The organism is Pseudomonas sp. Leaf129 (genome assembly GCF_001423465.1).
GTDB lineage: Bacteria > Pseudomonadota > Gammaproteobacteria > Pseudomonadales > Pseudomonadaceae > Aquipseudomonas > Aquipseudomonas coleopterorum.
The window spans coordinates 70760-83229 of sequence record NZ_LMOC01000012.1 but is presented as its reverse complement, the minus strand read 5'-3'; the positions used below and the strand labels follow the sequence as shown (position 1 = coordinate 83229).

11 protein-coding genes are annotated in these 12470 nt (G+C 62.0%); 8 read left to right on the top strand and 3 right to left on the bottom strand.

Annotated features, from left to right (window positions below; translation table 11 throughout):
• Nucleotides 1–12 precede the first annotated feature (12 nt).
• From ASF66_RS21600 to ASF66_RS21590, 3 genes are read right to left on the bottom strand one after another with little or no spacing between them, the layout of a single operon-like run.
• On the bottom strand, nt 13–780 hold the full coding sequence (locus ASF66_RS21600) for a DnaJ domain-containing protein (protein WP_056845319.1): 768 nt from the start codon (nt 778–780) through the stop codon (nt 13–15).
• 1 nt (nt 781) lies between these two features.
• Entirely contained in the window at nt 782–1441 is a 660-nt protein-coding gene (gene murU / locus ASF66_RS21595; RefSeq protein ID WP_056845318.1) for an N-acetylmuramate alpha-1-phosphate uridylyltransferase MurU, read from the bottom strand.
• Nucleotides 1438–2451 carry an aminoglycoside phosphotransferase family protein gene (locus ASF66_RS21590; RefSeq protein WP_056845317.1) on the bottom strand — a complete coding sequence of 338 codons (1014 nt, stop codon included), beginning with the start codon at nt 2449–2451 and terminating at the stop codon, nt 1438–1440. Before ASF66_RS21590 ends, murU begins: the two co-directional genes overlap by 4 nt.
• Nucleotides 2452–2581: 130 nt before the next feature.
• Between ASF66_RS21590 and ASF66_RS21585 the strand changes: the two genes are divergently transcribed.
• The 8 genes from ASF66_RS21585 (at nt 2582) to ASF66_RS21550 (ending at nt 12385) form a co-directional block, all read left to right on the top strand.
• Nucleotides 2582–5341: an LPS-assembly protein LptD gene (locus tag ASF66_RS21585; protein ID WP_049862406.1), complete on the top strand. Its 2760-nt coding sequence runs from the start codon at nt 2582–2584 to the stop codon at nt 5339–5341.
• The gene (surA, locus tag ASF66_RS21580; protein WP_177327982.1) at nt 5316–6644 is read left to right on the top strand and encodes a peptidylprolyl isomerase SurA; all 1329 of its coding nucleotides are present in this window, start codon (nt 5316–5318) and stop codon (nt 6642–6644) included. The genes ASF66_RS21585 and surA overlap by 26 nt, the downstream gene beginning before the upstream one ends.
• Nucleotides 6641–7627 carry a 4-hydroxythreonine-4-phosphate dehydrogenase PdxA gene (gene pdxA, locus ASF66_RS21575; RefSeq protein WP_056845316.1) on the top strand — a complete coding sequence of 329 codons (987 nt, stop codon included), beginning with the start codon at nt 6641–6643 and terminating at the stop codon, nt 7625–7627. Before surA ends, pdxA begins: the two co-directional genes overlap by 4 nt.
• Nucleotides 7627–8433: a 16S rRNA (adenine(1518)-N(6)/adenine(1519)-N(6))-dimethyltransferase RsmA gene (gene rsmA, locus ASF66_RS21570; protein ID WP_056845315.1), complete on the top strand. Its 807-nt coding sequence runs from the start codon at nt 7627–7629 to the stop codon at nt 8431–8433. Before pdxA ends, rsmA begins: the two co-directional genes overlap by 1 nt.
• Before the next feature lie 106 nt (nt 8434–8539).
• The gene (apaG, locus tag ASF66_RS21565; protein ID WP_049862410.1) at nt 8540–8920 is read left to right on the top strand and encodes a Co2+/Mg2+ efflux protein ApaG; all 381 of its coding nucleotides are present in this window, start codon (nt 8540–8542) and stop codon (nt 8918–8920) included.
• Entirely contained in the window at nt 8920–9801 is an 882-nt protein-coding gene (locus tag ASF66_RS21560; protein WP_056845314.1) for a symmetrical bis(5'-nucleosyl)-tetraphosphatase, read from the top strand. Before apaG ends, ASF66_RS21560 begins: the two co-directional genes overlap by 1 nt.
• Nucleotides 9802–9829: 28 nt before the next feature.
• On the top strand, nt 9830–10150 hold the full coding sequence (glpE, locus tag ASF66_RS21555; RefSeq protein ID WP_049862412.1) for a thiosulfate sulfurtransferase GlpE: 321 nt from the start codon (nt 9830–9832) through the stop codon (nt 10148–10150).
• Nucleotides 10151–10462: 312 nt separating this feature from the next.
• Nucleotides 10463–12385 (top strand): PrkA family serine protein kinase, encoded by a 1923-nt coding sequence (locus ASF66_RS21550; protein WP_049862413.1) that lies wholly within the window; start codon nt 10463–10465, stop codon nt 12383–12385.
• Nucleotides 12386–12470: the final 85 nt, after the last annotated feature.

Genomic DNA, 12470 nt, shown 5'->3' with positions numbered 1-12470 from the left:
CGGACCGGCCCATCAACGCAGATCGCGGCGCTCGCGGATCAGGCTGTAGGCGTTGTGCAGCTCACGGGTGCGGTCGGTCGCCTCGCGAATCTGCGCCGGGGTTGCGCCACTGCCGACCAGCTTGTCGGGGTGATGTCGGCTCAAGAGGCGCCGGTAGGCGCGCTTGATCTGATCCGGCTCGGTGGTCGAGGACACTCCCAGCAAACGCATCGCTTCTTCGTAGGCACCGCCACGCTTGGTCACCGGTCTGTGGCGCGGCTCGTAGTCTTGCCCAAGCCCCTGCACGCGCGCCGACGACCAGCCCAGCCACTTGCCCCAGGTGACCACCAGCTCGCGTTCGGCGGTTCCGGCGCGACCATCGGCCCAGACCATCCGCCAGCAGGCACGCAGCATGCCTTCGGCGGAATTGGGTTGATGCTTGAGGCGCAGCAGGTGCCCGCGCAACTGATCACCCCCCGCCTTGCCCCGATTGAATGCACCGATGGCGCGGCGACGTGCCTGCTCGTTGAGGTTCAAAGAGCGCATTTCCAGGCGCGCCTGCTGGATATGCGCCGCGAGCACCTGGCCTTCGGCCTTGGCCACCCGGCCCAGCAGGACGAACAACAGCTCTTCGTCGCGCAGCACCGACTTGCCCTTGAGCCGATCCAGCAACTCCCCCCAGGTCTGTAACCTGAGATGGCGATCCAGCGCTTGACCAAGCACCAGGCCTAGCAGCGCGCCTGGAATGTCGGCAATGGCATAACCTGCCGCTGCGCCGGCTACCGTTGCGGGCCACAGCATATCAACCCCGCTCGGCCAGGAGCCGATCCAGGTCGCTCAGCCGCTGCGGCGTGCCGACGTCGATCCACTGACCCCGGTAGTGCTCGCCGGTCACCTGCCCCACGTCCATCGCGCGGCGCAACAACGGCGCGAGCTTGAAAGCGGTTTCGCCATGGCCGTCGAACAGCTCGGGGTCGAGCACGGCGATGCCGCTGTAGGTCAACCCGGGCTGGTCGCGCACCTGGCCTTCGAGCAGGGTGAAGTCACCCTGCGGATGCTGGGCCGGGTTGTCGACCAGTACCAGATGAGCCTGGCCCGCCAATGGGCCGCGCAATTGGCTGAAATCGTAGTCAGTCCAGATGTCGCCATTGACCACCAGAAACGGTGCATCACCCAGCAGCGGTAACGCCTGACGAATGCCGCCGCCGGTTTCCAGCGGTTCGGTCTCGCGCGAATACTCGATGGCCACACCATAACGAGCGCCGTCGCCCAGGTAGTCTTCGATCTGCTGGCCCAGCCAGGCGTGATTGATCACCACTTCGTTGAAGCCCGCCTTGGCCAACGCGAGCAGGTGGTATTCGATCAACCGTTTGCCACCGACGCTCAGCAACGGCTTGGGCGTGGTCAGGGTCAGCGGGCGCATGCGCTCGCCCTTGCCTGCCGCCAGGATCATGGCTTTCATGAGGACACTCCAAGGCTTTTGAACAGTTGACCCAATTCAGCCAGCTCGGGACGCCGCGCCAGTACCGTTTCTATATAAGAGAAGAAACGCGGTACGTCGGCCAGGTAACGGGGTTTGCCGTCACGATGGCAGATACGGGCGAAAATGCCGATCACTTTAAGATGGCGCTGCACGCCCATCAGGTCGCTGGCACGGCAGAACTCGGCGAAGTCCAGCTGCACCGGTATGCCCTGCTCGCCTGCCTGCTCCCAGTAACGCTGCAGCCATGCCTGCACACGCTCCTCTGGCCAGCTGAGAAAGGCGTCCTTGAACAGGCAGGTGATGTCGTAGGTGACCGGGCCGTAGACCGCATCCTGAAAGTCCAGCACGCCTGGATTAGGCTCGCTGACCATGAGATTGCGCGGCATGAAGTCGCGATGCACCAGTACCTTGGGCTGCGCCAGGGCGCTATCGATCAGGCGCGTGCTCACGCGCTGCCAGGCCGCCAGTTGCTCGGCGTCCAGCTGTTTGCCCAAGGCCTTGCCAACGTACCATTCCGGAAACAGTTCCAGCTCGCGCCGCAGCAGCGCCACGTCGTAGCTGGGCAGGTCGCCGCTGGCCGGTAGTTTCTGCAGCGCCAGCAAGGCGTCGATGGCGTCGGCGAACAGCGCTTCGGCGTTGTCCGCATCGATCACGTCCAGGTAGGTCTGGTGGCCAAGATCGCTCAACAGCAGGAAGCCACGTTCCAGGTCCTGGGCATGAATCTGCGGCACATTGAGGCCGGCAGTCGCCAGCAATTCGTCGATTTTCACGAACGGCGCGCAGTTTTCCTGGGGCGGTGGCGCGTCCATGACGATAAAACTGCGACCCTGGCCCTGCCAGCGGAAGTACCGACGAAAACTGGCATCGCTACTGGCCGCAGTCAACGTGGCCGGGGGTACGGCGCCCCATTCACGAGCCTGGAAGAGTTTCTCCAGTTGCTCGTCGAGCCATGTTTTGAGGTGTTGCAGGCGTACATCTTGATCAGGCATTGCAAGGGTCTCCGACGGCGCTAGCCGTCAAGCGGGTCATGCTTTATTATCCAGCATCTTTTTCAGACCATCGAGAGGCGTGCGGCCCCCCCGCGGGCAAGATGGCACGCAGGAAGCCCGGACTAATAAGATGGCATTGAAATCCCCCGCGTTTCGTAAAAAATTTCCGTTGCTGGTCACTGGCGGTTTGCTGGTGATGCAACCCATGGCCACCCAGTTCGTCTTTGCTGCAGAGCAATTCGACTGCCAAGTTTCCGCTGCCGGCGCCTGGGACTGCAACCCCAAGGCCCCGGCTGCGCAGCTGCCGCCACGCCCCGTGCACGACGGCGCGGCGGTGGCAGGCAGTGGCGGCGGCTCTTCGCGTGAAGAGAAGACCGTCGGCCCGGTGGCCGTCACCCAGAGCAAGGGCCGTGGCCTGACCTCGCGCAGCGCCGACTACAGCCACTTGGACTGGGTACCGCGCAGCAAGCTGACTGCCGCGCAACTGGCCGAAACCGGGCCGTACTGCTCCGGTGCGTACATCGAACCCGTGCGTCCCGGCATGAGCGACAACACGCCCAAGAGCGAGTCTCCGACCTTCATCGGCGCCAAGGCTTCGCGCTACCAGACCGAAGAGCAGATCGCTTCGCTGGCCGGTGACGTGGTGATGCGCCAGGGCAGCATGCAGATCGAGGCCGACGAGGCCAGCCTGCATCAGGCCGAGAACCGTGGCGAGCTCAACGGCAACGTCAAGCTGCGCGACAACGGCGCGCTGGTCGTGGGCGACCACGCCCAGGTCCAGCTCGACACCGGCGAAGCCCAGGTCGACAACGCCGAATACGTGCTGCACAAGTCGCGCATCCGCGGCAGTGCGCTGTACGCCAAGCGTGCCGAAAACGCGATCATCCGCCTCAAGGACGGTACCTATACCACCTGTGAGCCGGACAGCAACGCCTGGCAGCTCAAGGGCAACAACATCACGCTGAACCCGGCCACCGGTTTCGGCACCGCGACCAACGTCACCCTTCGCGTGAAGGATATTCCGGTGCTGTACACGCCGTATATCTACTTCCCGATCGACGACCGTCGCCAGTCCGGCTTCCTCCCGCCGTCCTTCGCCACCGACAGCGACAGCGGCTTCACCCTCGTCACGCCGTACTACTTCAACCTGGCGCCCAACTACGACGCCACGTTGTATCCGCGCTACATGGCCAAGCGCGGCGTGATGATGGAAGGCGAGTTCCGCTACCTGACCAAGACCAGCGAAGGCCAGTTCGGTGGTGCGTACCTCAACGACGAGAACGACGATCGCCGCCTGCAGTCCGACTACGACAAGACTCGCTGGATGGTCAACTGGCAGCACAAAGGTGGTCTGGATTCACGCCTGACCACTGAAGTCGACTACACCGACATCAGCGATCCTTACTACTTCCAGGACCTGCAGTCCGACCAGATCGGCGTCGAGCGCCACGACTGGATCAACCAGCAGGGTGCCCTGACCTATCGTGGCGATACCTACACCGCACGCTTGAACGTCCAGGCGTACAAGCTGGCGACCGTGGCGGACATCACTCCGTACAACCGCATGCCGCAGATCACCTTCAACGGTGCACTGCCTTACCATCCGGGTGGTCTGGACTTCACGTACAACAGCGAGATCGTTCGTTTCGAGCGTGATCTGCGCACCGGTACGTTCATCAACGAAGATGGTTTCAGTGATCGCCGTATCGACAACAACGTCTCCGGCCTGGCCCGTGCCAACGGCAACCGCCTGAACCTGGAACCTGGTGTGGCCCTACCGCTGAACTGGAACTGGGGCTTCGTGCGTCCGTCGCTCAAGTACATGTACACCCAGTACGACCTGGATCTGGACAGCCGCGGCAAGAACACCCTGCTGGCCGACGAGCGTTTCAGCAGCTCGCAGAACCGTGGTGTACCGATCGCCAGCATCGACAGCGGCCTGTACTTCGATCGCGACACGCAGATGTTCGGTACCAACTTCCGCCAGACTCTGGAGCCGCGCCTGTTCTACCTCTATGTACCTGAGGAAGACCAGACCGACATTCCCGTGTTCGACACCTCGGAAACTACCTTCAGCTACGGTTCATTGTTCCGTGAAAACCGCTTCACCGGTACCGACCGCGTGGGCGACGAGAACAAGCTGTCGCTGGGCGTGACCAGCCGCTGGATCGAAGACAACGGTTTCGAGCGTCAGCGTGTCAGCGTCGGTCAGGCCCTGTATTTCCGGGATCGCGAAGTGCAACTGCCGGGCGTCGACTTCAAGACCCGCGACGATGCACAGGCCAACGTTTCGCCGTACGCCCTGGAATACGAATACCGCTTCAACCGCGACTGGCGCTTCAGCTCGGATTTCAACTGGGATCCAGACAGCCGCAGCACTCGTTCGGGCAGCGCGATGTTCCACTACCAGCCTGAAGACAACCCCAACAAGGTGGTCAACCTGGGCTATCGCTACCGCGACGACACCGTGCACTACGATTCGGCGACCGGTCGCTGGACCTTCGGTGGCGACTACGGTCAGCCGGGCGATCCGAACTACGTGAAGGACTACTACAAGATCCAGCAGCATGACTTCTCGGTCATGTGGCCGATCGTGCCGCAGTGGAGCGTCATCAGCCGCTGGCAGTTCGACTACAACCGCAACCGCACGCTGGAAGCCTTCGGTGGTTTCGAGTACGACAACTGCTGCTGGAAGATGCGTCTGATCAACCGTTACTGGGTTGACTACGACGAATACAGCCAGGCCGCCCCGCAGAACGAAAAAGGCGACCATGGCATCTTCCTGCAAATCGTGCTGAAGGGCCTCGGTGGCGTGGTAGGCAATAAGGTTGAGGGTTTCCTCGACAAGGGCATTCAAGGTTATCGTGAACGTGAAGACCAAGCTATGTGATCTGCTGCGCCCAGTCGTGCTGGGCGCCATGCTGCTGGGCACCACGGCGCACGCCGCGGTGCAACAGCTGGACCGTGTCGTGGCCATCGTCGACAACGACGTGGTCATGCAAAGTCAGCTCGACCAGCGCGTCAAGGAAGTGCAGCAAACCATCGCCAAGCGTGGCGGCAGTGGTGGCGTGCCTCCCGCCAGCGTCCTGCAACAGCAGGTGCTGGAACGCCTGATCGTCGAGAATCTGCAACTGCAGATCGGCGAGCGTTCCGGCATTCGCATCACCGACGAAGAACTCAACGGTGCCATCGCCACCATCGCCCAGCGCAACAACATGTCGACCGCGCAGTTCCGCGCCGCATTGGCGCATGACGGCCTGTCGTATGACGATGCGCGCGAGCAGGTGAAGCGCGAGATGATCATCAGCCGCGTGCGTCAGCGTCGCGTGGCCGAGCGCATCCAGGTGTCGGAGCAGGAAGTGAAGAACTTCCTCGCCTCGGACCTGGGCAAGATGCAGCTGTCCGAGGAACTGCACCTGGCCAACATCCAGATCCAGGTTCCGGAAAGCGCCAGTTCGGCGGCCATCCAGGCAGCGGCCAGCAAGGCCGAAGATATCTATCGCCAACTCAAGCAGGGTGCCGACTTCAACAAGCTGGCCATTGCCAGCTCGTCGAGCGAGAACGCCCTCGAAGGCGGCGACATGGGCTGGCGCAAGCCGGCGCAATTGCCACCACCTTTCGATCGCATGCTGAGCACCATGCCGGTTGGTGATGTCACGCAACCAGTGCGCACGCCTGTGGGCTTCATCATCCTCAAGGTGCTGGACAAGCGCGGCGGCGGCGTCCAGACCGTCGACGAAGTGCATGTACGCCACATTCTGTTGAAGCCGAGCGAGATTCGCAGTCCGGCGCAAACCGAAGAGCTGGCGCGCAAACTGTACGAGCGTATCGAGAACGGCGAAGACTTCGCCACCCTGGCGAAGAATTTCTCGGAAGATCCAGGCTCGGCACTCAACGGTGGCGACCTGAATTGGGTCAACCCACAGTCGCTGGTACCCGAGTTCCGCGAAACCATGGCCTCGACACCAGTGGAATCGGTCTCGCGTCCATTCCAGACGCAGTTCGGCTGGCACGTTCTGCAGGTACTCGGCCGCCGCGCGACCGACAACACCGAGCAGGCTCGCGATCAGCAGGCAATGAACGTGTTGCGTAACCGCAAATACGACGAAGAGCTGCAGACCTGGATGCGCCAGATCCGCGACGAAGCCTACGTTGAAATCAAGCTGCCTGGCGCCGACCAGGCCGCACAGTGACACCCAAGCGTTTCGCATTGACGCCCGGCGAACCGGCGGGCATAGGTCCTGACCTATGCTTGTTGCTCGCCGCGCAACCCCAGCCTCACCCCCTGATAGCCATCACCAGTCGTGACCTGCTCGCCGAGCGGGCCGCGCAACTGGGGCTGGCCGTCAGTCTGCTGGCAGTCGATGCCGACGCCCTCCCCGACCATCCTGCGCCCGCTGGCAGTCTGTACGTATGGGATACACCGCTGGGCGCGCCTGTGCGTACAGGTGAGCTGGATACAGCCAATGCCGCGTTCGTGCTGCAGACCCTGACCCGTGCGGCCCAAGGCTGTCTCGACGGTCTGTTCGCAGGCATGATCACCGCGCCGGTGCACAAGGGTGTCATCAACGACGGTGGCATCGCGTTTTCCGGACATACCGAATTCCTCGCCGACCTCACCGCGACCGAACAGGTAGTGATGATGCTGGCCACCGGCGATCTGCGCGTGGCGCTGGTGACCACTCACCTGCCGCTGCGCGACGTAGCCGACGCAATCACCTCCGAACGCCTGGAGCGGGTCACTCGCATTCTGCATGCCGACCTGCAGGGCAAATTCGGCCTGGCTCGCCCGCGCATCCTGGTCTGCGGCCTCAACCCGCACGCCGGTGAGGGCGGCCACTTGGGTCGCGAAGAAATAGACATCATCGAGCCCACCCTGGAGCGTCTACGCACCGAGGGCATGGATCTGCGTGGGCCGCTGCCTGCCGATACGCTCTTCACTCCCAAATACCTGCAGCATTGCGACGCGGTGCTGGCGATGTATCACGACCAAGGCCTGCCCGTACTCAAGTACAAGGGCTTTGGCGCGGCGGTCAACGTCACCCTGGGGCTGCCAATCATCCGCACCTCCGTGGACCATGGCACCGCCCTCGACCTGGCCGGGACCGGCAAGGTCGATACCGGCAGCCTGCGCGTCGCCCTCGACACCGCCTATCGAATGGCCGAGACATTTTAATGACCGAGCAATACCAACACCGGGCGCGCAAGCGCTTTGGTCAGAACTTTCTTCATGACGCCGGCGTTATTGACCGTATCCTTCGCTCGATCCATGCCAAGCCCGGTGAACACCTGCTGGAAATCGGACCGGGCCAGGGCGCGCTGACCGAAGGCCTGCTGGGCAGCGGCGCGCAACTGGACGTCGTGGAACTGGACAAGGACCTGGTGCCGATTCTCAATCAGCAGTTCGCAGGCCGTGACAACTTCCGTCTGCACCAGGGCGACGCGTTGAAGTTCGACTTCACCAGTCTGGGTGCCGAGCCCGCTACCCTGCGCGTAGTCGGTAACCTGCCGTACAACATTTCCACACCGCTGATCTTCCATCTGCTGCACAACGCCCATCTGATTCGCGACATGCATTTCATGCTGCAGAAGGAAGTGGTCGAGCGCATGGCTGCAGGGCCTGGCGGTGGCGACTGGGGTCGTCTGTCGATCATGGTTCAGTACCACTGCCGCGTCGAACACCTGTTCAACGTCGGACCCGGTGCGTTCAATCCACCGCCCAAGGTCGATTCGGCCATCGTGCGACTGGTGCCTCATACCACCCTGCCCCATCCGGCCAAGGATCACCGCCTGCTCGAACGTGTCGTCCGCGAAGCGTTCAACCAGCGCCGCAAGACCTTGCGCAATACCCTCAAGGCGTTGCTGCCCAATGAGGCGATCGAAGCGGCCGGCGTCGACGGCAGCCTGCGGCCCGAGCAACTCGACCTGGCAGCTTTCGTACGCCTGGCCGATCAATTGGCCGAACGAAGCGACGCGCTCTGACCTCTAACGTGGACCACGCGTTGGTCCACAGGCCCTCTATTTGACCTAGACTGACCTGAACCGGCCGACGCCGGCTACATTCGCTCTCGTTTTCAAGGCCTTTTGCATGTCCGATCCTCGCTATCAGATCGACGTCAGCGTCGTGACCCGTTTCCTGCCCGAACAGTCCCAACCCGAGCAGCATCGTTTTGCTTTCGCCTATACCGTGACCGTGCTCAACAACGGGCAACTGCCGGCTCGCCTGCTATCACGTCATTGGGTGATCACCGATGGCGACGGCAAGGTCGAAGAAGTCCGTGGCCCGGGCGTGATCGGCCAGCAACCGCTTATTGCTGCAGGCGCGAGTCATACCTACTCAAGCGGTACGGTCATGGCCACCACCGTGGGCAACATGCAGGGCAGTTATCAGATGCAAGCCGAGGACGGCAAGCAGTTCGAAGCCGTAATCGCGCCGTTTCGCCTCGCCGTGCCGGGAGCTCTGCACTGATGGCGGTGTACGCAGTCGGTGACTTGCAAGGCTGTCTGGAACCCCTCGAGTGCCTGCTGCAGCGGGTCGCCTTCGACCCGACGAAAGACACCTTGTGGCTGGTGGGTGACCTGGTCAATCGCGGACCGAGCTCGCTGGAAACCCTGCGCTATCTGTATGCCATACGCGAGTCGGTGGTCTGCGTGCTGGGCAACCATGACCTGCACCTGCTGGCGGTAGCTCACGACGCCGAACGACTCAAGCGCGGCGATACTCTGCGCGAGATCCTCGAAGCGCCAGACGGCCCGCAACTACTCGACTGGCTGCGCCGCCAGAAGCTGCTGCACTACGATGAGCAACGCAATACCGTTCTGGTTCATGCCGGGATTCCGCCCCAGTGGTCGCTGCGCAAGGCCCTGCGTCTGGCCGCCGAAGTCGAGACGGCCCTGCGTGACGACAACCTGTTTCAGCCCTATCTGGATGGCATGTACGGTAACGAGCCGAACAAGTGGGACAAGGAACTGCAGGGCGCCGCTCGTCTGCGTGTGATCACCAATTACTTCACCCGCATGCGCTTCTGCACCGCTGACGGCAAGCTCGACCTCAAGGGCAAGGAAGGCGCCGACACCGCGCTGCCCGGTTACGCGCCCTGGTTCGCGCACAAGGAGCGCAAGACCCGCGACCTCAAGATCATCTTCGGCCATTGGGCGGCCCTGGAAGGTCGCTGCGACGCGCCGGGCGTTTTCGCGCTCGACACCGGTTGCGTATGGGGCGGCGCGATGACCCTGCTCGACGTCGACAATGGCGTGCGCCTGTCATGCCAATGCACCGACCAGGGCGGGGCAATTACACCCGAACCGATGCCTGCGGCAGATTTCCCTCCCCCCGGCGACAAACGCTAGAATGGATGCCCAGCCCAGGAGCCTGCCCATGACCGAATTCCAACGCATCCCTCCGCAACAAGCCCACAGCCTGCGCGAACAGGGTGCCGTGGTGGTCGACATCCGCGATCCGCAGACCTTCGCGGCCAGCCACATCACCGACTCCACGCACCTGGACAACCACTCGCTGCACGATTTCATCAAGGCAGCCGACCTGGACAAACCGCTGGTCGTGGTCTGCTACCACGGCAACTCCAGCCAGAGCGCCGCCGCCTATCTGGTCAGCCAAGGGTTCTCCGACGTCTACAGTCTGGATGGTGGCTTCGAGTTGTGGCGCACCACCTTTCCGAGCGAAACCAGCCAGGCCTGAATCCTCGGCGGCGGGCAAGGCGCGACGAATTTTTTTTCGCGCGCCGACGCCGCGCCCCACGGGCCTTCCCGGCATCGGCGCAAAGCCTTACCGAGACTTAATTGCGCATCCGCCCTTGAAGTCCCCGATTACCAACTATCCTTTAGCTCAGGCCATCCATAACAGGGGAGAGCCGGTACACCGGCGCGCGGGTCAATCGGTAAAGACTACATGGGTGTTCTGGGGGGTATACGGCCACCAAGGGGTTCAGGTGACCGCCAGCATCAACTGAGTGATCCGACGTCGGCTCCACGTATCGAGCGAGGTGACGTCATGAGTATTTTTAGCCACTTCCAACAACGCTTCGAATCCACACGCCAGGAAGAGCTCTCATTACAGGAGTACCTCGAGCTGTGCAAAAAGGACCGTAGCACCTACGCCTCCGCCGCCGAGCGGATACTGATGGCGATCGGGGAGCCCGAATTGCTCGATACGTCGACCAATTCCAGGCTGTCGCGCATCTTTTCCAACAAGGTGATCCGCCGCTACCCCGCCTTCGAAGACTTCCACGGCATGGAGGAATGCATCGACCAGATCGTGTCGTACTTCCGCCATGCTGCGCAGGGTCTGGAAGAAAAGAAACAGATCCTGTACCTGCTCGGCCCGGTCGGTGGCGGCAAGTCGTCGCTGGCCGAGAAGCTCAAGCAGTTGATCGAGAAGGTGCCGTTCTATGCCATCAAGGGCTCGCCGGTGTTCGAGTCGCCCCTGGGCCTGTTCAATGCCACCGAGGACGGCGCGATCCTGGAGGAAGACTTCGGCATTCCGCAGCGCTACCTGAGCACCATCATGTCGCCTTGGGCGACCAAGCGCCTGGCTGAATTCGGCGGCGACATCAGCCAGTTCCGCGTGGTCAAGCTTTATCCTTCCATCCTCAACCAGATCGCCGTGGCCAAGACCGAGCCGGGGGACGAGAACAACCAGGACATTTCCGCGCTGGTGGGCAAGGTGGACATCCGCAAGCTGGAGGAATACCCGCAGAACGACGCCGACGCCTACAGCTACTCCGGTGCCCTGTGCCGCGCCAACCAGGGGCTGATGGAGTTCGTCGAGATGTTCAAGGCGCCGATCAAGGTGCTCCATCCGTTGCTGACTGCCACTCAGGAAGGCAACTACAACAGCACCGAAGGTCTGGGCGCGATTCCCTACTCCGGCATCCTGCTTGCGCACTCCAACGAATCGGAATGGCACAGCTTCCGCAACAACAAGAACAACGAGGCGTTCATCGACCGGATCTACATCGTCAAAGTGCCGTACTGCCTGCGCGTGAGCGACGAGATCAAGATCTACGACAAGCTGCTGTTCAACAGTTCGCTGTCCAAGGCCCACTGCGCACCCGACACCCTGAAGATGCTCGCCCAGTTCACCACCCTGTCGCGGCTCAAGGAGCCGGACAACTCCAACATCTACTCGAAGATGCGCGTGTACGACGGCGAAAACCTCAAGGACACCGATCCCAAGGCCAAGTCGATCCAGGAATACCGCGACACAGCAGGTGTGGACGAAGGGATGAATGGTCTGTCGACGCGCTTCGCGTTCAAGATCCTGTCCAAGGTGTTCAACTTCGATCCACACGAAATCGCCGCCAACCCGGTGCACCTGCTTTATGTACTGGAGCAGCAGATCGAGCAGGAGCAGTTCCCTGCTGAGGTGCGTGAGCGCTACCTGCGCTTCCTCAAGGAATACCTGGCTCCGCGCTACATCGAGTTCATCGGCAAGGAGATCCAGACCGCGTACCTGGAGTCCTACAGCGAGTACGGCCAGAACATCTTCGACCGTTACGTGCTGTACGCCGATTTCTGGATTCAGGATCAGGAATACCGCGATCCGGAAACCGGGGAAATCCTCAATCGCGTGGCCCTCAACGAAGAGCTGGAGAAGATCGAGAAGCCGGCCGGCATCAGCAATCCGAAGGATTTCCGCAACGAGATCGTCAACTTCGTGTTGCGCGCCCGCGCCAACAACAATGGCAAGAACCCGACCTGGCTCAGCTACGAGAAGCTGCGCGTGGTGATCGAGAAAAAGATGTTCTCCAACACCGAGGATCTGCTTCCGGTCATCAGTTTCAACGCCAAGGCCAGCAAGGAGGACCAGCAGAAGCACAACGATTTCGTCACTCGCATGGTCGAGCGCGGCTATACCGACAAGCAGGTACGTCTGCTGTCCGAGTGGTATCTGCGGGTCAGGAAGTCGCAGTGATCGCGCGGTAAGCTTCAGGCAGCGAAGGGCCCGGACGGACATGACCGTCCGGGCGCCTCGCCGCTCTCGACTTGTGGCTTGCAGC